The organism is Pseudoalteromonas sp. T1lg75, from assembly GCF_002964705.1.
Lineage (GTDB): Bacteria > Pseudomonadota > Gammaproteobacteria > Enterobacterales > Alteromonadaceae > Pseudoalteromonas.
In genome coordinates this window covers 122,326-143,680 of sequence record NZ_PQCD01000053.1, presented here as the reverse complement: position 1 = coordinate 143,680, position 21,355 = coordinate 122,326, and the positions used below count along the sequence as shown (strand labels likewise).

Below are 21,355 nucleotides of genomic sequence, written 5' to 3'. Positions count from 1 at the left end.
ATATGAAACAAATCAAAGGACCTGCCATTTTTCTTGCCCAGTTTGTTAGCGATGAAGCGCCTTTTAACAGCTTACCTAGCATTTGTCGCTGGGCCGCCGACCTGGGCTACAAAGGGGTGCAAATTCCCACCAACGACAAGCGCTTATTCGATCTTGAGCGCGCCGCCCAGTCACAGGAATATTGCGACTCCATTAACGCTATCGTCAATGATGCCGGGCTGTGTATCACCGAGCTTTCCACTCACCTGCAGGGCCAGTTGGTGGCCGTACACCCGGCATACGACGAGATGTTCGATAACTTTGCCCCAGATGAGGTTAAAGGCCAGCCTCAGGCGCGACAAAAGTGGGCTACCGAGCAGTTGGTCATGGCCGCCAAGGCCAGTGAACGACTGGGACTAAAAAGCCATGCCACCTTCTCAGGTGCACTCTTGTGGCACACCATGTATCCCTGGCCACAACGTCCACAAGGACTTGTTGAGCAGGGTTTTGAGGAGCTGGCGAAGCGCTGGCTGCCTATTTTGGATGCCTTCGATAAGGCTGGGGTCGATGTCTGTTACGAGCTGCATCCCGGTGAAGATTTACACGATGGCGCCACCTTTGAGCGCTTCTTAGCGGCGACCAATAATCATTCACGGGCGCATATCCTCTACGATCCCAGTCACTTCGTCTTACAACAGTTGGACTATCTGCAATTTATTGATATCTATCACCAACGCATTAAAGCCTTTCACGTCAAAGACGCCGAGTTTAATGCCAGTGGCCGAGCCGGTGTTTACGGTGGCTATTTGAACTGGCAAGAGCGTCCGGGACGTTTCCGCTCCCTGGGCGATGGCCAGATAGATTTTGGCGCCATTTTCAGCAAGCTGACTCAGTACGGATTCGACGGCTGGGCGGTGCTGGAGTGGGAATGCTGCCTGAAGCACCCGGAATCGGGCGCTCGTGAGGGAGCCGAGTTTATTGCCAAACACCTGATCCGGCCCACCGACAAGGCCTTTGATGATTTCGCTGGCGCCAGCACCGACAGCGAGCGCAACAAACGCATTTTGGGCATCAACTAATGAGGACAGCCACAATGGATAATAATCATAATAACCGCCTGGTGTTTCGCCTGTGCTGCATCGCACTGGTTGTAACCTCGATGACCTTCGCCATTCGCGCCGGTATTCTTGGTCAGTTAGGCGACCAGTTTTCGCTCAGCGATACCGAGCTTGGTTGGGTCAATGCCATGGCCTTTTTAGGCTTTCCCATCGCCACCATGGTCGGCGGCGCCATCTATAATGCCATCGGCGCGAAAAAGCTGGTGGCCCTGGCCTTTATCTGCCATTTTGCCGGCTTGGTAATGACCATCTATGCCGACGGATTTTGGGCCTTACTGCTCTCAACCTTTTTAATTGGTTTTGCCAACGGCTCCGTTGAGGCCGGCTGTAACCCGCTTATCGCTGAAATGTATCCGAAAAATACCACCACCATGTTGAACCGTTTCCATGTCTGGTTCCCTGGCGGCATCGTCATTGGCGCCTTGGCCTCAAGCGCCATGACGGCAAGCGGCTTTAACTGGCAGTGGCAAGTGGCGCTAATTTTATTGCCCACACTCATTTATGGCGCCCTGATGATACGAGCGCGCTTCCCACTTTTCGATACCCGCACGCATTCGACGCTCAGCAACCTGAAAAACCTGATCTCGCCATTGTATTTATTTTTGGTGGTCTGTATGACGCTGACCGCCACCACGGAGCTGGGCACGCAGCAGTGGATAGAGCGCATCTTAGGTGCATCGGGAGCCTCGCCCATGATGATCCTGGCGCTGATCACCGGACTGATGGCGGTGGGTCGCTTTTTTGCCGGGCCAATCGTGCACACATTTAATCCCACGGGCGTCCTGTTAGGCTCGGCGGTGTGTGCTACGGCCGGTATTTTTGTGATGAGCCAAGCCGAAGGCAACATGGTCTATCTGGCGGCGGTATTATTTGCCATTGGCGTCACTTATTTTTGGCCAACCATGCTGGGTTGCGTGGCCGAATACACCCCAAAAACAGGTGCCCTGGGTATGTCATTGATGGGCGGTGCCGGCATGTTCGCGGTTAGCCTCTGGAACCCGGTGATCGGCAGCTGGATCGACAGCGCCAGAGCCCAGGCCACGGCGGCCAATCTCGATGCCCAACAGGCCGATGTGCTTGCCGGTCAGGCGGTGCTTGGCAATATTTTACTGTTCCCCACCATTCTTATCATCGCCTTCTTAGGTCTGTATTTTTATATCAAAAACAATAAGGGTGTGGATGCACACGCCCATGTAGCAACAAGTAAAGAGTAACAAGGGTTTCCTATTATGAATCAAACAATTAAAGCCCTGCCACTGGTGCTTGCCCTGGGCTCCTCAGCCTGCGCCTCTGGCGTATGGGCAAAGGACAACCAGCTAACAGCGCAAGAGCAAGAAGCAGGTTGGCAGCTGCTATTTGACGGCAAAGACATGTCGCAGTGGCGTAACTTTAAAAGTGACGGCCTGAATACACAATGGCAGGTTGAAAATGGCGCCATGACCTTAACCGCCGGTGGCGGAGGCGATATTCTCACCAAGAAAAGCTATGACGACTTTGACCTGCAACTGCAGTGGAAAATCGCTCAAAAAGGCAACAGTGGTATTTTTGTGTTAGTGGATGAAAAAGGCAGTGCCATCTATTCTCACGCCCCGGAAATACAAATTCTCGATAATCAGGAGCACCCGGATAACAAGATTGACTCGCACCTGGCGGGGTCAATCTACGACCTATTCGCCGCGCCAAGCAGTGCCCATAAGGTGGCAGGTCAGTGGAATGATGTGCGTATTCGTCTGCGCGATAACCACCTCGAGGTATGGCAAAACGGCGTCAGCACCACCAGCATAGTCATCGGCAGCACCACCTGGAATGCCCTGGTGGAAAACAGCAAGTTTGCTACCTGGCAGGGCTTTGCCCAGGGCCAAGGTGGGCACATTGGCTTGCAGGACCACGGCGACCGCGTGTGGTTTAAAAATATCAAGATTAAGGAGCTGTAGTGATGGCGAAGTTTGATCATAAAGTGCTCGTCGTTGGCTCCGGTGCCGGCGGCGCCATGGCCGCCTATACCCTGGCCAAGCTAGGTCACAAGGTGTTAATGCTCGAGGCGGGGCGGGACTATAACCCGAAAACCGAAAGCCCCATGTTTAAGCGCAATAGCGAAGCACCCTTGATGGGAGCGGGCAATAAAGATAAAAACTTTGGTTTTTACGACGCCACGGTAGATGGCGGCTGGCAGGTGCCTAATGAGCCCTACACCGAAGCCGAAGGCACGGACTTTTACTGGTGGCGTGCGCGCATGCTGGGTGGACGCACCAATCACTGGGGTCGCTACTCGCTGCGTTTTTCCGAACACGACTTTAAAGCGAAAAGCCGCGATGGTCACGGTGCCGACTGGCCGTTTGAATACCAAGATTTAGCCCCCTGGTATGATAAAACCGAAGCCATAGTTGGGGTGTGCGGCACCAACACCGGCTTAGACGATATGCCGCCTTCATCAGAGGGTATCTTACAGCCACCGCCTAAACCCCGTGTACCCGAGTTACTGGTTGCGGCCGCGGCGAAAAAGCTTGGCATTCCAGCTGTGCCCATGCACCGCGCCGTGTTAACCCGCCCGATTGACGACCGCATGGCCTGTTTCTACGCCACCCCTTGTGGTCACGGCTGCTCCATCGGCGCGGCATTCCAAACCACCACTTCGCTTATTCCCATGGCGAAAAAGACCGGCAACTTGGAAGTGATCACAGATGCCATGGTTAAGTCCGTCTCTGTCGACGATAACGGTAAGGTCACAGGCGTCACCTATGTAGATAAGAAGACGGCAACCGAGCATGCCATCGGAGCCGATGTGGTGATCCTGGCCGCCAGCGCCTGTGAGTCTGCACGCATCATGCTTAATTCCAAGTCCGCGGCGCACCCCAATGGTGTGGCCAATTCCAGCGGCCAGGTAGGTCGTAACCTAATGGACAGCACGGGTGCTTGGCTGGGGGCGCAGATCCCCGCATTGAAAGGGCGTCCGCGTTACAACGAAGATGGCCATACCGCGAACCATTTGTTTATTCCATGGTGGGGGCATAAAGCTCAGGCACAAGGTGAGCTTTCGTTCCCACGCGGTTACCACTTTGAGATCAGCAGTGGCTTTGGTCAACCCGGCTCTGGGGTCTCCGGTGATAAGCAGGGCTATGGCCCGGCTCTGAAGCAACAGGTCCGTGACGCCTATGGCTCATACGTGGGCTTTGCCCTGCGCGGCGAGATGCTGCCCAACAAAGACACCTATATGGAAATCGACCCAGAGGTGAAGGATAAATGGGGCATTCCGGTGGCTAAATTCCACTTCAAATGGTCCGACAGAGAGCTCAAACAAATCGAACATGGTTTGCAAACCGCTAAAGCCATCTTGGAAACCATGGGCGCCAAGGTAGGAACGCTCCCGTCCCCGGAAAAAGCCATTTCCAAGGGCGGTGAAATCATCCACGAGGTGGGTACCACCCGCATGGGCAGCTCACCGAAGGAGTCGGTCACCAACCAATGGGGACAAACCTGGGACTGCGACAACCTGTTCGTGATGGACGCCGGTGTTTTCGCCTCTAACCCACATAAAAACTGCACGCTTACCATTATGACGCTAGCGATGCGCAACTCAACCTGGCTCAGCGAGCAAATTGCCAAAGGAGCGTTATAAATGCACCACCATGATCGTAACAACCCTTATCAATATAAATCGGGCATGACCCGCCGCGAGTCGCTTAAATGGCTTGGGCTATTAGCGGCGGGCTCCGCCGTCACCCTCAGTGGTGGTTGTTCAAAAGCCCTTGAGGCAGGTGTCGCAGGCACAAGTAATGCTGGCCATTGGCCGGCCTTAAATATTAAACCCGTGACCGCGACCGGGTATGGCACCGATCCCAATATGATTATGCCGCCTCAGTCTCCCTGGCCGCTGACACTCAGTGCCGCCCAGCTAACCCTGGTGGCAATACTGGCGGATTGGATAGTGCCTCGTGAGGGCGATATTCCATCGGCCTCCGAGCTTGAAGTTCCTGGGGTAATAGATGAATGGGTCAGCGCTCCCTACGAGGGACAACAACGCGACCGCATCACTATTTTACATGCCCTGGCCTGGATAGACGACGAGGCTCAACTGCGCTTCAAGGCCAAGTTTGCCGCGCTGAGTCGCGCTCAGCAGCAGGCAATTATCGACGATATCGCCTATTACTCGGATGATACCCCGGAGCAATTTAAACGCATTGGCAAAGCCTTCTGGCGCTTTAAAGAGCTGGTACTGGGGGCTTTTTTCTGCTCGCCCGAGGGCTGTAAAGACATTGGCTACCTGGGCAATGTTCCCATTGCCGGCGACTATCCGGGACCCAACGCAGAAGCCAAAGCCCACCTGGATAAGGTGCTTGATGAGCTTGGACTCAGCAGCTACGCCTACCAGGATTAATAGTTAACGAACTTCAGAGCCCATTTATGGGCTCTGCTTCTATGGACTCACTATGAAATATCTTTCTTTTAACGCACTGGTATTGCTGTGTGTTTTAGCTCTGTCTTTGCCGGTGGCAGCACAAGAGCCGCAGATAAAGACACCGCCTATTAGCGTGCAGCTGTGGTCTGTAAAAGAGGCCCTTAAAGCCGACTTCCACGGCACCCTTGAAGCCCTCGCAGCCATGGGCTTTAGTGGCGTTGAATTCGCCGGAGATTTTGGCCCCTATGGTGATAATCCCAGCGCCCTTAAGAAAACACTGGCCAGTCTGGGTCTTCGAGCCAGTAGCGCTCATATAGGCTTTGATGCCCTCAGTGCAGACGTGCTCACCCACACCCTGTTGTTTTATAAAACACTTGGGGTTAACACTCTCTATATTCCCTGGGACGAGCGCGCCTGGGATGCCGACAAAGTCGCTCAATTTACCGAGCAGTTAAACGCCGCTCATGCACAAGCACAACGCTTCGATATGGAGCTCGGTTTTCATAACCATGAGCGTGAGTTTGAACCCTACAAAGGGGCGACATTTTGGGATTATATCGCCACCCACTCCCCAAACTCCTTACCACTGCAACTCGATATTGGATGGGTGCAGTATGCCCAGCAGGACGCCCAGGCATTAATAAAAGCGTATCCACAGCGCACCCGCTCGGCGCACATTAAGGTGGTGGCCAAAGACAATGACCTTAGCCCTATTGTGGGCGGAAACGCTATTCCTTGGGAGGCAATCATTGAGACCCTGATTAAGGAGGGAAAAACCCAGTGGCTGGTGTTAGAACAAGAACAATATCCCGAGCAGATAACACCGCTGCAAAGCGTGGCGGCATCAAAGCAAGGGCTGGATAAGGTGCTCGCCCGCCTTAAAAACTAGGCTTTTTGTTAGCGCATAAAATACGCCAACCCTAGGGTTGGCGTTTCGTTATCCGCTTAGCGACCGGCTAAATACATTGGGCGGTCATATCCCAATCATTCTTGCGATTGATATTTGCGGTGATGCTGGTGCATACCTTTTTCGCTTCCTGATCTGTGAGGCCCCAGAAGATCAAGGCGCCTTTGCGGGCATCGCGATTCCCGTTGAGGTGAATATAGTGGGTGCGCGCCGGCTGTTGCTGCAACATGGAGGCATAACGCTTATCCAGGCTTTCTTTACATTCAAAGGTGACATGGGAACAATAGTTTTCCTCTACACACTGGTCCACAAAGTCCTGAACCAAGTTGGCATCACAGGCACCTTCCTTGTATCTGTGCCCCACTCCGATCATCTCTATCTCACGACCGGGTAAGTTATAGGTGATACGGGCTTGGGCATAGACCATTTCCCGTTCAGGCGTAATAATAGAAGTAATAGTATCGGTATTGTTGTAGAAATAATAAACTGCCGCGCCGATTGCGGCCAATATTAATAAATTTTTCATTGAGTTACCTCTTCGTCCATTGAAGTTTTGAGTAGCCAGTGTAGAACACTTTTGTGCCTAAACCAAACACGCGATTCATATTGGCCTCCTGCCTCCAGTATGATTTTCATTACACATCTCGCGTAATGACGTACACGGGCGCAGTCTGTGCCGCTAAAAAGCAAGTGCCCATATAAGGGCTATACTCTATAGACACATTGGAGCATAGATTATGAGCCAAAAACGAGCTTTTTACCGCGTGCACAATAAGGTGATTTATATGTCATTTAAGCGCTCTTTTGCGAATGAGAATGACGATAAAGAGTTACAGCCTCACTCTCCCAAAAAGCTCGCTCAGGTGATTTGGCTAAAGCGCAAACGCTGATAGCACTCACTCAACCTTTTTGACCCCAGTCTCCTGCCCTTGAAATATCTTCAGCCACTGCTGAGAATTTGCCAAAATAAACTCATAGGCTTGCCCATTGATGAGGGTAATTTTAATCGCCTCATTCGATAGTGGGATGACACCCCCACCCTTTGCTGATGTGCTTTGCACAGTGGCAATACTGCTACGAGAAAAGGCATAGGGCCCAAGGCCGAATGTTTCATTGAAGGGGCTAAATTGCAGTTCACTTTCGGTTAAAATTAGTTCACCGTCGGCGCGTGCCACACCGCACTGAGCCGTGGCGTTTGCAGATTTCAAAACAGGTGCTGACATATCACATTCCTTTGCGGTTGCTTTATTATTCCCCTGTAGCATTGGGGGCTCTATTTTTGATATCAAAAACCAGTCGCCAGCTTATAGCCTAGTGCCGATTTAATAAACAAAAAATTCAATTACCTGAGAAGGTTACTTTTCAGTCTGCTTACTGCTCATGGGCCAAAACGGGATCACCGCAGGCACCCGTTTTTTATAATCCACATACACATTACCAAAGCGAGACACCAGGGATTTCTCCTCAAAATACAGCCCAATAAAGATATAGACGGTCATGCACACCGAGAGCATAAACTGCGTCATGCTCATATAAGGCGTAAACCAGACACCCATTAGCACCCCAGTTTGAATGGGGTGACGCACCATTTTATAAAGAAAGATTTCTTTAAATTCATGGCCGTCTTCCGGATTCATGGACAGGCTTTGCTTTAACCCCATAAGGTGAAAATGATCTATCTCAAAGGTGGCCAAGACCAATATCAGCCAGCCAAAGACATGCAGGGCACGCAGAATAATCACCGCCACCTGGTTATCCGTCTGCCAAACCGTTCCGGCGATGGGTTGCCAGTAGAAACAAAAGGCAAACATAAAGAGGCCAGAAATCAGAACATAGATACTGCGCTCGACCGCCGCCGGCACAATTTGGTTGAGCTTTGCCTTAAAACTGCTGCGTGCCGCCAAACTATGATGAAAGCCAAATAACAGCATAATGGACAGGTTAATGAGGACCGCCTGTGTGCCAGCGTCGCCGATCGGCTCGGAATTAATATGCAGCGGCAAAAAGCTCCAACCCCCCAAATACAACATAAATGCACTCAGCCCCGCCAGCCCAACAAGATAGGCAAAAATACCAAAGAGTGAAATAAAGAGCTTATTCATACTATGACTCCCCGGCTTGTGCCGGCTCTGCATTAAGGACCCCGTTGCTAATCGCGCGAGGCACTTGTGGGCAACTGTGCTCCACCTCCTTGTCTGCAAACCCATTATTAACTATAGCCTTTATCTGCACTTATGATTCCAAAAGGTACACCCATTACTTATGCCTAATTTCAGTAGCGCACCACAAAGATGTATAAGTAACGACTTGAGTTTAATGTTATTTTGGAATGGGCAAGCGGTGCCTCATTAATCAGGCCAGCCTTGGCATGTCTCACCAGTAACAGCGAAGATAAGCCGGGTGAAGCGACTGCTTGTTAGGGCAAATGCCCGCAATCGCGGTATAAATACAGACAGTGCGATTAACAATACACACTTTAGGGAAAAAAAAGATGCCACATTTTGTAATGGACTGCTCCGCCAGTATTTTAAATTCCCATGACGAGGAGTTTATTATCAAACAAATTCACCTGGTGGCAGCTGCCACCGGCTTGTTTGATGAAAACGATATTAAGGTGCGGCTAAATCCATTTAAAACGTATTCTGTGGGCAACACGCTTGAGGATTTTATTCATGTCTTTGCCCATATCATGGAAGGAAGAAGTAAAGAGCAAAAAGCACACCTGTCCAAACAGCTGGTCTCAAAGCTTATTGTCCTTTTTCCCGAGGTGCCAAATATCGCCATGAATATTAGCGATTTTGAGAAGGCGACCTACTGTAACCGCGCCATGTTGTAGGCGCCGATAAAGTTAACACCAACTCACTGGTAGTTCTGGTAGTTCCGTATTGGAGCCTCACTCACTAATCAAAATCATCCACCACAGGGGAATTCTGTGAAGATAATAAAAAGCAAAGAGTTCGTTGCCGATAAGGCCTGGGGGGCAATGGATATTGCCAACATGAATGGCATAACCACTAGGTTGCATTGGACCGATAGTCCTTATAAATGGCACACAAATGATGGTGAAGAGGTCTTTGTGGTCTTAGATGGTCTGGTAGAGATGTTTTATCGGAAAAATGGCCAGGAAACATCCAGGATGTTAGAAGCGGGCGATATATTCTTTGCTTCGGTAGGCACAGAGCATGTCGCACACCCCAAGGTGGCCTCGAGAATCTTGGTGGTCGAAGCCGAGGGTAGCGTCTAAAGCACCAAATTAAAGCACAGGTCGGCGCCACGCACCGACCTTGCTTGAGGCGTGCTAATGATTAATCTAGCACTTTGGCATCATTGGCCTTATTAAGCAGTGCCCGGCTCTGGCGTAGGAACTGATCGCTGGCGTCGCTAAAAAAGTGTTTGGCATCGCTAAAGGCGGCAATTAAGGCGTCCTTGTCTTTATCACGAAGCATACTCAGGGTCTGCTCGTAGGTATTTTGATACGCTTCAAGCAGCGGCTCAACCCGGTCAAACTGCGCCAGCATAATATCGCTGTAGAGCTCAGGGCTTTGTGCGAATAGGCGCCCCACCATCATTAGCTCTAGCTGGTAGATAGGCGATGAGCAATCGCGAATTTCCTGCAAGCTGTGTTCTTGACGAGCAAGGAACTGGCCGTATACAAAGGTGGTCAAGTGGCGCATCACCTGAATAATTTGCATCGCTTCGTCGTGCTTTCTAGCGCTCATTTCAACCAACTGGCAACCCCAGACCTTAAGCTGGGCTTGCAGAGCCTCCCCCGCCTTACTCTGGCGACCCGGGCACACCACCACGGTTTGCTTAACCCAATGGCTGATATCCGGGCCAAACATGGGGTGTAAACCCAGCACAGGGCCGCTGTGCTTTTGTGTAAGCGCCGCTAAGGGCTTTTCCTTGACTGAGGTAATATCCACCAGTAACGCATCGCTATCGAGTGCAGGAAGCGATCCCACCACCTTGTCAACGGCATTGATGGGCACACTGATAATCACACATTTAGCGCCTCGAATAATTTCCTCGGCTTTACTTTGTTGTTGCTCGTCGTTATCCAGGATGCGCACCTCAACGCCGCTGCGTTTAAGTTGCTTGGCAAATAATTGACCCATGGCACCACGACCACCGACGATCACCACAGGACTGAGCTCGGGGCAAACACAGGCGAGTTCGCTTTGTTGGTTTTGGTAAGCCTCGCGCATCATACGACGGAGAATATCTTCTACTAAATCCGGATTAACACCCTGTTGCTTTGCCTGCGCTCGGCGCTCGGCTATCAGTTTGGCCTCGCGGTCTGGGGCATGAAGAGGAGCACCATAACGCTGCTTGACCTTACCGACCTGCTCGGTGATCTGATTACGTTTAGCTAAAAGGCGGACTAATTCACTGTCGCAGGCGTCTATTTCGCTGCGTAACTGGGCTAACTGCTGCTCGGCTGACATGATGTAAACTTATAATTACATAGGGTAAATTAATAATTACACCGATACTAACAGCAATGCTTACGTAAAAGAAGGGTTATCTGGTTGGAGTTGCGAGCAAGTCGCCTGAGAGCAGGAGCCAATTGTACATGCATTCCCTGCAAACCAAAACGGGTCAGCTATAGCTAGCTGACCCGTTTTATCACGTCTTAGTAAAACGCGCGTATTAATTAAGTTTTTCTTTAATACGTGCAGACTTACCAGAACGCTCACGCAAGTAGTAAAGCTTAGCGCGACGTACCGCACCGCGACGCTTAACTGCGATGCTATCTACAAGTGGGCTGTGCGTTTGGAATACACGCTCAACGCCTTCACCGCTCGAGATTTTACGAACTGTGAATGCAGAGTGTAGGCCACGGTTACGCTTAGCGATTACAACACCTTCAAAGGCCTGTAGACGCTCTTTGTTACCCTCTTTTACACGTACCTGTACAACAACTGTGTCACCAGCGCCGAACGCAGGAACGTCTTGCTTAAGCTGTTCAGCTTCAAGCTCTTTAATAATATTTTGGTTTACTTTTGCCATTTTATTTCTCACTTTCCTAGGTGTAACTGTCTTCTAGCCACAAGCTATTTGTTTTCCTGCTGATATTCAGCAAGTAAACTTGCTTGCTCCTCAGTCAGAGCTAGGTTTTGCAACAAGTCTGGACGTCGTTGCCAGGTTCTTCCGAGTGACTGCTTAAGCCGCCATTTCGCAATTTCCTGGTGGTTACCACTTAGTAAAACGGGTGGAACCGCTTTGCCATCCAATATCTCTGGCCGGGTATAGTGTGGACAATCAAGCAAGCCATCCGAAAATGAGTCTTGCTCAGCCGACTGGTTGTGGCCTAACACCCCTGGCACTAATCGCGCGACCGCGTCGATTAATGTCATGGCCGGTAGTTCACCACCGCTGAGGATAAAATCCCCAATCGACCATTCTTCATCGATATAGGACTCGATGATCCTTTCATCTATACCTTCGTAACGACCAGCTACTAAAATCAGTTTGTCGCTAAGAGCAAGCTCTTGCGCGCCTTGCTGATCTAGTTTCCGCCCTTGCGGTGACATATAAATTACCTTAGCACCCTCGCCCGCTGCGGCTTTGGCATCGATTATGGCCTGCTTTAATGGTTCAACCATCATTAACATGCCCGGACCACCGCCATAAGGTCGGTCATCCACTGTACGATGCTTATCCGTCGCGTAATCGCGTGGGTTCCAGCAGTGAAAGTCGATTAAACCGCGTTTCACTGCGCGGCCTGTAACGCCCTGCTCAGTAATAGCCGAAAACATCTCGGGGAAGAGGCTTATCACCCCCACCCATAAAGGTGCTTGCGCCATTAAAAACCTGGGTCCCAGTCCACGGTAATCTGGCGAGTTTCATAATCCACATTCTGAATAACCGAATCGGTTAAGAAAGGGATTAAACGCTCACCCTTGCCAAACGCATCTTTACTGTTTGCTTTCACAACCAGCACGTCGTTTGAGCCTGTCTCCATCAAGTCATCAACCTGACCTAAGTCGTAACCTTTATCGGTTACCACGGCCATGCCGATGAGATCTCGCCAATAGAACTCACCTTCCGGCAGTTCTGGAAGTTGCGCCGCATACACAGAAATTTCCGCATTGGTAAAAGCCATTGCTTGGTCTCTGTCGTTTACTTGCGCGAACTTGGCGATAAAGCCTTTGTTGTGGCGACGCCAATCACTCACTTCAAAGGTTTGCCATTTACCTTGTTGCCCTATCAACCATGGGCTGAAATCGAAGATCCCTTCGGGTCATCAGTAAATGAATGCACCTTAAGCCAACCCTTAATCCCATACGGGGCTCCGAGTTTGCCAACGACGATTGTAGAGGCTTGCTCTTGTTGACTCATGGTTACACTTACGCCTATTAAGCCGCTTTACGAGCGTCTTTAACTAACTTAGCTACGCGATCTGAAAGAGATGCGCCTTGGCCTACCCAGTGATCAACACGGGCTAGGTCTAGACGAAGCTTTTCTTCTTGACCAGCAGCAATAGGGTTAAAGAAACCTACTTTCTCGATGAAACGACCGTCACGCGAGAAACGGCTATCCGCAACCACAATTTGATAGAAAGGACGCTTTTTAGCGCCACCACGTTGCAAACGAATAGTTACCATACCGTCCTCTAAATAGATTGACTGTTTTCATTAATAAGTTTACTTCCCCATAGAGGGAAGCTGGGGAATTGTACGAATTTTTTGCCACAATGCAAGTAAGAACTGCATTTAATACGTTGTTTAAGTCGGTTAAATGCTGATCCTAAGCCCCTGTGGCAGGAGCAATTGCCTGTTATTCAGACACCTGATTCTTAATCAGCTTGGCATAAACAAGGGCATCAAAAAATTGTCCGTTTTTATAAATCGCCTTGTGCAGGCGCCCTTCCTGAATAAACCCTGTGTTGGAGAGCACCTTTGAAGAGGCCCGGTTTGCGTCAAACACGCTGGCGTGCAGACGTACCCAGTCGCTACCTGCTTGCACTTCTTTGATGAGCAGATTAAGTGCGCTTTGCGCATAGCCCTTGCCCCAATAAGCCTTACCAAACCAATAACCAACCTCGGCACTGCGCTGGTATTCATGCTCCCCCGGTAGGGCACCGATACAACCAACCAGCGCCCCATCGACCTCGACAGCTCGTGTAAGGCCAGCCTTACTTCCTTCATTGACCCACCAAAGAGCATCTTCTTGGGTGTAGGGAAAGGGAATTTTAGGTGATAAAAAGCGCTGTACATTTGCATCGTTAAGCATAGTGACTAAGGCATCAGTATCGGCTTGTCGAAAAGAGCGCAGCCTCATTGACGCACCCTTACTTTGCATAACCACTACCAATAGCAGAAAATGGCATTTCCAATTCCAGCTCCGGCACCTGCAAACCAATCCAGGCTGGAAAGGTATTGCTGTTCGGTCCGGGGAAAAGGCTGTATTCATCAGCCCAAGGGTAACGTCTAGCCGCTGCTTTTATTTTTGGGATGAGTTGTTGTGCTTTTTCACCACTAATGGATAAAAACTTCTCTGGCTTGGCGCCATACCAGTATCTATCCGGGGTGGTGGTTTTGTAGGTGCGCAGCGCCGAGCGCCCTCTGTCTACGCCCCAACCTACAACTTCATACACGGTATATTGATCGGCGCCCTGCTCCTTCAGTGCAAACCAGGTGTGCACCGCAAACCAACCGCGCCAACTAAAGGCATCGGCGGCATAAAATTCAATAGCCGCTTGCGGCTGTGAAACGGGAAGCGCAATACCTGATGACTCACGACTTGCGGTGCGCCAATCTGAATTGGCACAGCCAGATGCGAACAAGGTAAGCAAACAAATAAGGAAGACTCGGAGCATGTCATTAACCCATCAAGCACGGCTATTTTCCTTGCCAGTATTCCATGAGCCAGGATGCTTTACAAACCCATAAAAAAGCGTGCTTGATATCACGCTTTTTTATCTTACTTTTTCTATTAGTATAAGGCTTAGAACTTAGGGCCGCCTGGGCCACCCATCATGCCCGGAGGCAACATGCCTTTCATGCCACGCATCATCTTCATCATGCCGCCTTTACCCTTCATCTTCTTCATCATTTTCTGCATTTGCGTGAATTGCTTAAGCAGTTTGTTGATTTCCTGGACCTGAGTGCCCGAACCTGCGGCAATACGCTTTTTACGCGAGCCCTTGATGATTTCCGGACGAGCACGCTCTTTCGGGGTCATAGAATTGATGATGGCTTCCATCTGCACAAAGGTCTTGTCGCTCATCTGGCCTTTAACCGCATCGGGAAGATTGTTCATACCCGGCAGTTTATCGAGCATAGACATCATGCCACCCATGTTCTTCATTTGGCGTAGCTGGTCGGCAAAGTCTTCCAAAGTAAAGCCGTCGCCTTTAAATACCTTATCGGCAACCTTGGCGGCTTTTTCCTTATCGACCTTCATCTCCACTTCTTCGATAAGCGACAGTACGTCACCCATACCAAGAATACGAGAGGCTACACGGTCTGGGTGGAATGGTTCTAGCGCGTCGGTGCGCTCACCCACACCGATAAACTTAATTGGCTTACCGGTAATATGACGAATTGACAGGGCCGCACCACCACGGGCATCACCGTCGGTTTTAGTCAGAATCACACCAGAAAGCGGCAGGGCTTCATCAAAGGCTTTAGCCGTATTGGCCGCATCCTGACCCGTCATTGAGTCAACAACAAACAAGGTTTCAATCGGATTGATAGCGGCGTGTAGCTCTTTTATTTCGTCCATCATGTCGCTATCGACGTGCAAACGACCGGCGGTATCCACCAGCACCACATCAATAAACTTTTTCTTCGCGTGGCTAATGGCGCCTGTGGCAATATCAACCGGCTTCTGGCTGATGTCACTGGGGAAGAACTCTACGTCAACTTCGTTGGCCAGGGTTTCTAGCTGCTTAATCGCCGCCGGACGATAGATGTCGGCACTAACAACCAATACCGATTTCTTTTTGCGCTCTTTTAAGAATTTAGCCAGTTTACCCACACTGGTGGTTTTACCGGCACCCTGAAGACCCGCCATCATGACTACCGCTGGCGGCTGGGCGTTCAGGTTGAGCTCTTCGTTGGCCTCACCCATGGCTTTTTCCAGCTCTTCACGGACGATTTTTATGAAAACCTGACCCGGGCTTAGGCTTTTAGTTACTTCTGTGCCAACCGCACGCTCTTTAACCTGCTTAACAAATTCACGTACTACAGGCAGGGCAACGTCGGCCTCAAGTAGCGCCATACGTACTTCGCGCAGCGTTTCTTTAATATTGTCTTCGGTAAGACGGCCGCGGCCACTAATATTTTTTAGGGTCTTTCCTAATCGTTCCTGAAGGTTTTCAAACATCGCTAACGAGTCCGTTGCTACTTACATTGGCGCCGATTATAACTGAAAGCGAGGGGCAAATCCCAGAGGCAAGTGCAATGGATTCACATAATTAGATCTAGGCAAGCGTGTGTGCTTTACATACAATGTCCTTTTAAAGCATTCATTTAATTCCTTATAAAGGTCATTATGCTGATCACAGTTTTGACATTATTGAGTTGTGTTTTTTACGCTGCGGCGACGGCGCACGTTTTATCACGCTTATTTCATGCCCAAGGACCATCACAAAAAACCACGGTCATTTTGAGTACCCTGGCAATATTGACGCACATGGTGCTGTTGGTGAATTCGGTCTTTACCAATCAGGGCCAAGATGTCAGCTTTATTAATGTTTCTTTGTTAACCTGCTGGGTTATCGTATTGTCGGTCACCGCGGTGTCGCTCAAGTTCCCGGCCACCCTGCTGCTGCCCGTGGTGTATGGCTTTGCCGCCATTTTGCTGTTCGCCAGCCTGTTTATGCCGCACCATATGATAGTGCAAAATATTCACCTTGAGGCGGGTTTAGTAGCCCATATCACCCTCTCCTTGCTGGCCTACTGCATTCTGATTATCGCTACCTTGTACGCGGTACAGTTTTACTTTATCGATAAGCGCCTTAAGCGCAAAGACCTGGCCATTGTCTACAGCCACTTGCCACCACTGATGGTGGTTGAGCGCCAGTTGTACCAGTTGGTTACCGTGGGCACAGCGCTTTTGACCATCGCCTTGCTGTCTGGCTTTATTTTTGTCGATACCATGATCAGTAAAGACTATGCCCATAAAACCATTTTATCCCTGCTGGCATGGGCAATATTTGCTGCCGTAGTGTTTGGCCGTCACCTGAAAGGCTGGCGCGGAAAATCCTCGGTGCTGACCATTATGGTCGGTGCCGCCTTATTAACGCTTGCCTACTTCGGTAGTCGCTTTGTACAAGAAGTGATTTTGCATCGTTTTTAACCAACCCCGGACAGACCACCATAAGTGGGCTTGACTCTGAGCTTTGAGTCCCGCTTAATATACCCTGATTAACAACAAAAGGATCCTTCTTTGGACGACATATCGACGAGTACCCTGTTTATAGTTTTGGGCATACTCATATTGATTTCAGGCTATTTTTCCGGTTCTGAAACCGGCATCATGTCTATAAACCGGATACGTCTTAGGCACCTAGAAAAAGAAAATCATCCTGCCGCCAAGCGTGTCAGTAAACTGCTGACTCGCCCCGATAGACTGATCGGTTTAATTCTTATCGGTAACAACCTCGTAAATATCGCCGCAGCTCAGGTAGCTACCATTATAGGTTTGCGCTTGTATGGGGATATGGGTATCGCCATTGCCACCTTTGCTCTGACCCTGATCGTGCTTATATTTGCCGAGGTAACGCCAAAGACGCTGGCAGCGCTCTACCCAGAGAAGGTCGCATTCCCCAGCTCTGTAATACTCAAAATCTTATTAAAAGTACTATATCCACTGGTGGTCGTGGTCAATGCTATGACCAACGGCATGCTGCGCCTGTTCGGTGTGTCGACTAAGGAAATTGAAGAGCACAGCCTGAGTAAAGAAGAATTAAAAACCGTAGTGAGCGAGTCCGGCGCATTTTTACCGGCTAAGCATAAAAGCATGCTCACCTCGATTCTAGACCTTGAGCAGGTCACCGTCGAAGACATCATGATCCCGCGTAACGAAATCAACGCCATTGATATCAACGACGATTGGAAGGTGATCAGCAAACAGCTCACCAATGCGCAACATACTCGCGTTCTTCTCTACCGTGACCAAATCGACGATGCGGTGGGCTTTATCCACGCTCGTGATGCCCTGCGCCTGCTCACCAAAGAGCAGTTTAACAAGTCGTCGTTGCTGCGCGCGGTACGAGAGATTTACTTTATCCCGGAAGGAACCTCGCTTAACACCCAGTTGCATAAGTTCCAGCAGGTGAAAGAACGTATCGGTCTTGTGGTCGATGAATACGGTGATATTCAAGGCCTGGTAACCCTAGAAGACATACTTGAAGAAGTGGTGGGTGACTTCACTACCACCCAGTCCCGCGCACCGAGCGAAGAGGTTGAGGTGCAGTCCGATGGCTCAGTCCTGGTCGAAGGGAGCGCCAATATTCGCGACCTCAACAAGGAGATGGGTTGGAAACTGCCCATCGACGGTCCTAAGACCCTAAGCGGCTTAATTGTTGAATATCTTGAAGATATTCCCGACGCCAACCTGGGGTTAAAAATCGCCGGCTACCCTATTGAGGTGCTGGAAGTAAGAGAAAACATGATCAAACTAGTGCGCGTCATCCCACCAAAGAAGCGCAAGAAAAGCTAGAAAAATCAATATCACTACCGTCATCTGTGCTTTAATAAAACTTTGTCGTTAACGAAGGAAAGCACAGATGACAGACATCTCCCTGGAAAATATCTACAACACCGCCATAGAAATGCTGATGCAGTATGGCCCTAAATTCGTCCTTGCCATTGTCGTTCTGTTCGTTGGTTGGTGGCTTATCGGCCGTGTTGCCACCATGTGCGAGCGATCTATGCATAAAGTGAAGGTTGAAGCCGGGCTGACGCACTTTTTGGTCTCCTTCATCGGCGTCGTTCTTAAGGTGCTGCTGCTTATTTCCGTCGCTTCCATGATTGGGGTTGAGACCACCTCCTTTATCGCCATGCTCGGTGCAGCTGGTCTGGCCGTGGGAATGGCACTTCAAGGCAGCCTGGCAAACTTCGCCGGTGGTGTACTGATCCTCTTCTTTAAACCCTTTAAGGTAGGTGATGTAATTGAGGCCCAGGGCCATATGGGTAAGGTGGTAGAAATACAAATTTTTGTGACCGTCTTGCTCACCTATGATAACCAAAAAATCATAATTCCTAACGGGGTCCTCTCTAACGGCACGGTGAAAAACCTGTTCGCCGAAGAAAACCGACGTGTCGATATCGAATTTGGGATCAGCTATGGCGATGACGTGCATAAAGCCCGTGAGGTGCTGATGTCGGTGCTTAAAGACTATGACATGGTGTTAGCAGACCCCGAACCGCTGGTGCACGTGAGCCAGCACGGTGACAGCCATATCGGCATGCTGGTGTGGGCCTGGGTAAAGTCAGAAAATTATTGGCCGGTGTACTTTGGCCTCTACGAGCGAGTGAAAATTGCCTTTGATGCCGCCGATATCACCATTCCATTCCCGCAGCGCGATGTCTATATCCACACCTTTCCAAAGCAAGCGCAATGAGTTACCCGCAGAACAAAAAACGGCGCCTTGGCGCCGATTTTTTGTGTTAAGAGAATAATCGTTCCAGCCAACTCTTGTCTAAATCGGCTTCACAACGCTTCAACTGCACGCCATAACGCCCGGCCCGCTGTTTGACCTTATTAGCCACCGCTAGCAGCCACTTCTTGTTATTGTGAGTGCCCCGCTTAAAGCCACCCCAGCCTTCATGATAATTAAGGTATTGCGCATAGGCATCCCACTTAGACACGCCGTTGACCTGATGGGTTTTCCACACAAACCAGGCCATAAAGTCGATGGCATCGTCAAAGTCGTCCCTGTCGGCTCCGCCGTTATCGGTTTCACGGGTATAGTCTTCCCAGGTCAAAGTTTTAGCCTGAGAATAACCGTAGGCATCGCTGGCACGACCTATGGGAATAAAACCAAGGAAGTATTCCATCGGCGGCGCGGCATCGTGCTTGAAGGAGCTTTCTTGATACATCATGGCCATCAGCACATGTTTCGGTGATCCCCACTTATCCTGGGCATCTTTTGCATCAAAATACCAGTCTTCCTTTTCTTCAAAAATCTTACAAATATCATCGGGTTGCTTTGGTGGTGCGGTGGCACAACCAGACAAATACAGAGTCAGCAGCAATAAAGTCGAAATTTTTTTCATTTTTTTTGAACTAACTCCTTTAGGCCCAGTCTGAGTATATGAATGCAGCAGTTTAGCATTGTTTCATCCCTGTAGAATAATTTGCGCGGCTACCTTAGCCGCGCTTTTTTTATCCCTGAAACTCTTCCTGAAAATAGTCATCTAAAAAGGCTTCAAAGCTCAACGAGTCGGCCGCTTCTATGTCTTTTTGCGCTTGTACCGACTGCTCGGCCTGTTGCTGTAAATAGGCCTTATCAAAGCTATGGTATTGCCATTGCTGATGCTGCTCCAGATAGTCTTTTGCCAGCGTCAGTGCATACACGCCATTGTCTTCATTATTGGCCAATAACTGGCTCATATAACGTCCTGACGTGGTTTTTTCTGGCGCCTCAACCCAACTCGCAAGCTCATTAACCGTCTCGCGGTAATAATTCACCCCATAGGCCTTATCCATATAATCGGCGACCTGCGCTAGCTCGGCGAAAATATCCGCCGCCCAATGCGTTAATAACACTTCTTGGTCACCACGCTTTAGAACAAGCTCTGGATCACGGCCCTGATTAACCACAAGATCAAGGTTTTCCTGAGTACGGGTTTGCTCATCCCAACTCATCTGAGGCGACGCCTTTAATAAGCAATAGGTCAAAAAGACATCGAGGAAATGAATTTGCTGCAGGTCGATACCGGTATCGGCAAAAGGATTGACATCCAAAGCGCGGATCTCGATATACTCAATACCGCCACGCAACAAGGCCTGAGTTGGCTTTTCACCTGAACGAGCATTACGTTTAGGACGAATAGGCGAGTAAAACTCGTTCTCTATTTGCAGAATATTCTTGTTAAGCTGCTGCGGCTCGGCCGCATGGTAATCATTCAGGTCCTGATATAAGTCAGAAGGCAGACTGATCGCTTTTTTCAAACCGTCTACGTATTCCTCAAGCGAGTTATACATGACCCGTAAACTGGATTGAGCACTGTTGGTATAGCCCAGATCGCCCAAACGCAGCGCCGTGCCATGCTCAAGATACAAGGAACCCTTACCGAGCGATTTAAAGGGCAAGTCTGTTTTACGCCCTTCCAAGAAGGAGCTGCACAGAGCCGGTGACGCGCCGAATAAATAACTGATCAGCCATAGCTCGCGCTTAAAGTTGCGAATCAGTCCCAGATAACCGTCGGAAATAAAAGACTGCAAATCGCCAGTGTCACCGCTTTGTTTTTGCAGGCTACGCCATAAGCTCTGTGGAAATGAAATATTGAAGTGCACACCGGCAATGGCCTGCATCATGCTGCCATAGCGGTTTTTTAGGCCTTCACGATACAGGGTTTTCATCCGCCCTATGTTGGAGCTGCCAAACTGCGCCAGGGGAATTTCATCCTGATCCTGAATATAACAGGGCATACTCACGGGCCACAGCAGTTCACCATCGAGTTGCTCGAGCGTAAACTTTTGCAGATCCCTTAGCTGCGCCAGGGTTTCTTCGGGGTCATCACTCACCGGGGTAATAAATTCTAATAAGGCTTCGGAGAAATCGGTGGTGATCATTGAGTTGGTCAGTGCGCAGCCAATGGCAATCGGATGCGGACGCGTCGACAAACCGCCCTGCTTATTCGTACGCAACGCCTCGCGCTCAATACCACGTTGTATTCCTACTATCGCCGCCAATTCCGATGGCGCCGACAAAGCGCTAAGTCGCTGCTGTAATTGTGTACAAGTCAAAAAATCCTACCTCTAGAGCGTCGGCTC

At 49.9% G+C, this 21,355-nt stretch carries 24 protein-coding genes and 1 pseudogene; 12 read left to right on the top strand and 13 right to left on the bottom strand.

What is annotated here, in order from left to right; translation table 11 throughout:
* Positions 1 to 2: 2 nt before the first annotated feature.
* Genes C2M36_RS13285 through C2M36_RS13260 form a run of 6 tightly spaced genes read left to right on the top strand, consistent with a single transcriptional unit; the run spans position 3 to position 6,382 of the window.
* Positions 3 to 1,058, top strand: coding sequence for a sugar phosphate isomerase/epimerase family protein (locus tag C2M36_RS13285; RefSeq protein WP_105255300.1), 1,056 nt, complete (start codon positions 3 to 5; stop codon positions 1,056 to 1,058).
* Between the two features lie 14 nt (positions 1,059 to 1,072).
* Complete coding sequence (locus tag C2M36_RS13280) at positions 1,073 to 2,311, top strand: MFS transporter (protein WP_105255299.1); 1,239 nt, start codon at positions 1,073 to 1,075, stop codon at positions 2,309 to 2,311.
* A gap of 15 nt (positions 2,312 to 2,326) precedes the next feature.
* A complete protein-coding gene (locus C2M36_RS13275; protein WP_105255298.1) occupies positions 2,327 to 3,031 on the top strand; it encodes a 3-keto-disaccharide hydrolase in 705 nt (234 codons plus the stop codon).
* Positions 3,032 to 3,033: 2 nt separating this feature from the next.
* Entirely contained in the window at positions 3,034 to 4,713 is a 1,680-nt protein-coding gene (locus tag C2M36_RS13270) for a GMC family oxidoreductase (protein WP_105255297.1), read from the top strand.
* The gene (locus C2M36_RS13265) at positions 4,714 to 5,472 is read left to right on the top strand and encodes a gluconate 2-dehydrogenase subunit 3 family protein (protein ID WP_105255296.1); all 759 of its coding nucleotides are present in this window, start codon (positions 4,714 to 4,716) and stop codon (positions 5,470 to 5,472) included.
* A 52-nt stretch (positions 5,473 to 5,524) separates the two neighbouring features.
* On the top strand, positions 5,525 to 6,382 hold the full coding sequence (locus C2M36_RS13260) for a sugar phosphate isomerase/epimerase family protein (protein ID WP_105255295.1): 858 nt from the start codon (positions 5,525 to 5,527) through the stop codon (positions 6,380 to 6,382).
* A 67-nt stretch (positions 6,383 to 6,449) separates the two neighbouring features.
* On the opposite strand, the gene C2M36_RS13255 is transcribed toward C2M36_RS13260, so the two are convergent.
* On the bottom strand, positions 6,450 to 6,926 hold the full coding sequence (locus C2M36_RS13255) for a hypothetical protein (RefSeq protein ID WP_105255294.1): 477 nt from the start codon (positions 6,924 to 6,926) through the stop codon (positions 6,450 to 6,452).
* Positions 6,927 to 7,137: 211 nt separating this feature from the next.
* Here C2M36_RS13255 and C2M36_RS16830 point away from each other — a divergent pair, with 211 nt between their 5' ends.
* Positions 7,138 to 7,290, top strand: coding sequence for a hypothetical protein (locus tag C2M36_RS16830; RefSeq protein ID WP_158678947.1), 153 nt, complete (start codon positions 7,138 to 7,140; stop codon positions 7,288 to 7,290).
* A 6-nt stretch (positions 7,291 to 7,296) separates the two neighbouring features.
* Here the strand turns inward: C2M36_RS16830 and C2M36_RS13250 are convergent, their stop codons facing one another.
* Together C2M36_RS13250 and C2M36_RS13245 are read right to left on the bottom strand one after the other, a co-directional pair.
* The gene (locus tag C2M36_RS13250; RefSeq protein ID WP_105255293.1) at positions 7,297 to 7,623 is read right to left on the bottom strand and encodes a hypothetical protein; all 327 of its coding nucleotides are present in this window, start codon (positions 7,621 to 7,623) and stop codon (positions 7,297 to 7,299) included.
* 132 nt (positions 7,624 to 7,755) lie between these two features.
* The gene (locus tag C2M36_RS13245) at positions 7,756 to 8,502 is read right to left on the bottom strand and encodes a methyltransferase family protein (RefSeq protein ID WP_105255292.1); all 747 of its coding nucleotides are present in this window, start codon (positions 8,500 to 8,502) and stop codon (positions 7,756 to 7,758) included.
* 389 nt (positions 8,503 to 8,891) lie between these two features.
* On the opposite strand from C2M36_RS13245, the gene C2M36_RS13240 reads away from it, so the two are divergent.
* Positions 8,892 to 9,236 (top strand): 5-carboxymethyl-2-hydroxymuconate Delta-isomerase, encoded by a 345-nt coding sequence (locus C2M36_RS13240; protein ID WP_105255291.1) that lies wholly within the window; start codon positions 8,892 to 8,894, stop codon positions 9,234 to 9,236.
* Between the two features lie 96 nt (positions 9,237 to 9,332).
* Positions 9,333 to 9,644 carry a cupin gene (locus C2M36_RS13235; RefSeq protein ID WP_105255290.1) on the top strand — a complete coding sequence of 104 codons (312 nt, stop codon included), beginning with the start codon at positions 9,333 to 9,335 and terminating at the stop codon, positions 9,642 to 9,644.
* Positions 9,645 to 9,705: 61 nt separating this feature from the next.
* On the opposite strand, the gene tyrA is transcribed toward C2M36_RS13235, so the two are convergent.
* From tyrA to ffh, 8 genes and pseudogenes are all read right to left on the bottom strand, one after another.
* Entirely contained in the window at positions 9,706 to 10,845 is a 1,140-nt protein-coding gene (tyrA, locus tag C2M36_RS13230; protein WP_105255289.1) for a bifunctional chorismate mutase/prephenate dehydrogenase, read from the bottom strand.
* A 205-nt stretch (positions 10,846 to 11,050) separates the two neighbouring features.
* Positions 11,051 to 11,410: a 50S ribosomal protein L19 gene (rplS, locus tag C2M36_RS13225; RefSeq protein WP_070986741.1), complete on the bottom strand. Its 360-nt coding sequence runs from the start codon at positions 11,408 to 11,410 to the stop codon at positions 11,051 to 11,053.
* 44 nt (positions 11,411 to 11,454) lie between these two features.
* Positions 11,455 to 12,207 carry a tRNA (guanosine(37)-N1)-methyltransferase TrmD gene (gene trmD, locus C2M36_RS13220; RefSeq protein ID WP_105255288.1) on the bottom strand — a complete coding sequence of 251 codons (753 nt, stop codon included), beginning with the start codon at positions 12,205 to 12,207 and terminating at the stop codon, positions 11,455 to 11,457.
* Positions 12,207 to 12,742, bottom strand: a pseudogene (rimM, locus tag C2M36_RS13215) (ribosome maturation factor RimM). The gene trmD and the pseudogene rimM overlap by 1 nt, the downstream one beginning before the upstream one ends.
* A 17-nt stretch (positions 12,743 to 12,759) precedes the next feature.
* Positions 12,760 to 13,008, bottom strand: coding sequence for a 30S ribosomal protein S16 (gene rpsP, locus C2M36_RS13210; RefSeq protein ID WP_045978188.1), 249 nt, complete (start codon positions 13,006 to 13,008; stop codon positions 12,760 to 12,762).
* A gap of 172 nt (positions 13,009 to 13,180) precedes the next feature.
* Positions 13,181 to 13,684 (bottom strand): GNAT family N-acetyltransferase, encoded by a 504-nt coding sequence (locus tag C2M36_RS13205; protein WP_105255521.1) that lies wholly within the window; start codon positions 13,682 to 13,684, stop codon positions 13,181 to 13,183.
* 10 nt (positions 13,685 to 13,694) lie between these two features.
* A complete protein-coding gene (locus C2M36_RS13200; protein ID WP_105255287.1) occupies positions 13,695 to 14,222 on the bottom strand; it encodes a DUF3750 domain-containing protein in 528 nt (175 codons plus the stop codon).
* Between the two features lie 128 nt (positions 14,223 to 14,350).
* Positions 14,351 to 15,733 carry a signal recognition particle protein gene (gene ffh / locus C2M36_RS13195; RefSeq protein WP_105255286.1) on the bottom strand — a complete coding sequence of 461 codons (1,383 nt, stop codon included), beginning with the start codon at positions 15,731 to 15,733 and terminating at the stop codon, positions 14,351 to 14,353.
* A gap of 168 nt (positions 15,734 to 15,901) precedes the next feature.
* On the opposite strand from ffh, the gene C2M36_RS13190 reads away from it, so the two are divergent.
* The 3 genes from C2M36_RS13190 to C2M36_RS13180 all read left to right on the top strand — a co-directional run bounded on the left by C2M36_RS13190 (position 15,902) and on the right by C2M36_RS13180 (position 18,977).
* Complete coding sequence (locus C2M36_RS13190; protein WP_105255285.1) at positions 15,902 to 16,708, top strand: cytochrome C assembly family protein; 807 nt, start codon at positions 15,902 to 15,904, stop codon at positions 16,706 to 16,708.
* A gap of 90 nt (positions 16,709 to 16,798) precedes the next feature.
* Complete coding sequence (locus C2M36_RS13185) at positions 16,799 to 18,073, top strand: HlyC/CorC family transporter (RefSeq protein ID WP_105255284.1); 1,275 nt, start codon at positions 16,799 to 16,801, stop codon at positions 18,071 to 18,073.
* A gap of 67 nt (positions 18,074 to 18,140) precedes the next feature.
* A complete protein-coding gene (locus tag C2M36_RS13180) occupies positions 18,141 to 18,977 on the top strand; it encodes a mechanosensitive ion channel family protein (RefSeq protein ID WP_105190126.1) in 837 nt (278 codons plus the stop codon).
* 46 nt (positions 18,978 to 19,023) lie between these two features.
* Here C2M36_RS13180 and C2M36_RS13175 read toward each other — a convergent pair whose 3' ends face one another.
* Complete coding sequence (locus C2M36_RS13175; RefSeq protein ID WP_105255283.1) at positions 19,024 to 19,632, bottom strand: transglycosylase SLT domain-containing protein; 609 nt, start codon at positions 19,630 to 19,632, stop codon at positions 19,024 to 19,026.
* 109 nt (positions 19,633 to 19,741) lie between these two features.
* On the bottom strand, positions 19,742 to 21,328 hold the full coding sequence (gene gshA / locus C2M36_RS13170; protein WP_105255282.1) for a glutamate--cysteine ligase: 1,587 nt from the start codon (positions 21,326 to 21,328) through the stop codon (positions 19,742 to 19,744).
* Between the last annotated feature and the right edge of the window lie 27 nt (positions 21,329 to 21,355).

Bases quoted from the DNA above. Each gene is read 5' to 3' on its own strand.
- C2M36_RS13250 (WP_105255293.1), bottom strand. From the start codon at position 7,623: ATGTCAGCACCTGTTTTGAAATCTGCAAACGCCACGGCTCAGTGCGGT.
- C2M36_RS13280 (WP_105255299.1), top strand. From the start codon at position 1,073: ATGGATAATAATCATAATAACCGCCTGGTGTTTCGCCTGTGCTGCATC.
- C2M36_RS13265 (WP_105255296.1), top strand. From the start codon at position 4,714: ATGCACCACCATGATCGTAACAACCCTTATCAATATAAATCGGGCATG.
- C2M36_RS13190 (WP_105255285.1), top strand. From the start codon at position 15,902: ATGCTGATCACAGTTTTGACATTATTGAGTTGTGTTTTTTACGCTGCG.
- ffh (WP_105255286.1), bottom strand. From the start codon at position 15,733: ATGTTTGAAAACCTTCAGGAACGATTAGGAAAGACCCTAAAAAATATT.
- C2M36_RS13175 (WP_105255283.1), bottom strand. From the start codon at position 19,632: ATGAAAAAAATTTCGACTTTATTGCTGCTGACTCTGTATTTGTCTGGT.
- tyrA (WP_105255289.1), bottom strand. From the start codon at position 10,845: ATGTCAGCCGAGCAGCAGTTAGCCCAGTTACGCAGCGAAATAGACGCC.
- C2M36_RS13255 (WP_105255294.1), bottom strand. From the start codon at position 6,926: ATGAAAAATTTATTAATATTGGCCGCAATCGGCGCGGCAGTTTATTAT.
- C2M36_RS13275 (WP_105255298.1), top strand. From the start codon at position 2,327: ATGAATCAAACAATTAAAGCCCTGCCACTGGTGCTTGCCCTGGGCTCC.
- C2M36_RS13240 (WP_105255291.1), top strand. From the start codon at position 8,892: ATGCCACATTTTGTAATGGACTGCTCCGCCAGTATTTTAAATTCCCAT.
- C2M36_RS13270 (WP_105255297.1), top strand. From the start codon at position 3,034: ATGGCGAAGTTTGATCATAAAGTGCTCGTCGTTGGCTCCGGTGCCGGC.
- rpsP (WP_045978188.1), bottom strand. From the start codon at position 13,008: ATGGTAACTATTCGTTTGCAACGTGGTGGCGCTAAAAAGCGTCCTTTC.
- C2M36_RS13245 (WP_105255292.1), bottom strand. From the start codon at position 8,502: ATGAATAAGCTCTTTATTTCACTCTTTGGTATTTTTGCCTATCTTGTT.
- trmD (WP_105255288.1), bottom strand. From the start codon at position 12,207: ATGGCGCAAGCACCTTTATGGGTGGGGGTGATAAGCCTCTTCCCCGAG.
- C2M36_RS13260 (WP_105255295.1), top strand. From the start codon at position 5,525: ATGAAATATCTTTCTTTTAACGCACTGGTATTGCTGTGTGTTTTAGCT.
- rplS (WP_070986741.1), bottom strand. From the start codon at position 11,410: ATGGCAAAAGTAAACCAAAATATTATTAAAGAGCTTGAAGCTGAACAG.
- C2M36_RS13180 (WP_105190126.1), top strand. From the start codon at position 18,141: ATGACAGACATCTCCCTGGAAAATATCTACAACACCGCCATAGAAATG.
- C2M36_RS13200 (WP_105255287.1), bottom strand. From the start codon at position 14,222: ATGCTCCGAGTCTTCCTTATTTGTTTGCTTACCTTGTTCGCATCTGGC.
- C2M36_RS13205 (WP_105255521.1), bottom strand. From the start codon at position 13,684: ATGAGGCTGCGCTCTTTTCGACAAGCCGATACTGATGCCTTAGTCACT.
- C2M36_RS13285 (WP_105255300.1), top strand. From the start codon at position 3: ATGAAACAAATCAAAGGACCTGCCATTTTTCTTGCCCAGTTTGTTAGC.
- C2M36_RS16830 (WP_158678947.1), top strand. From the start codon at position 7,138: ATGAGCCAAAAACGAGCTTTTTACCGCGTGCACAATAAGGTGATTTAT.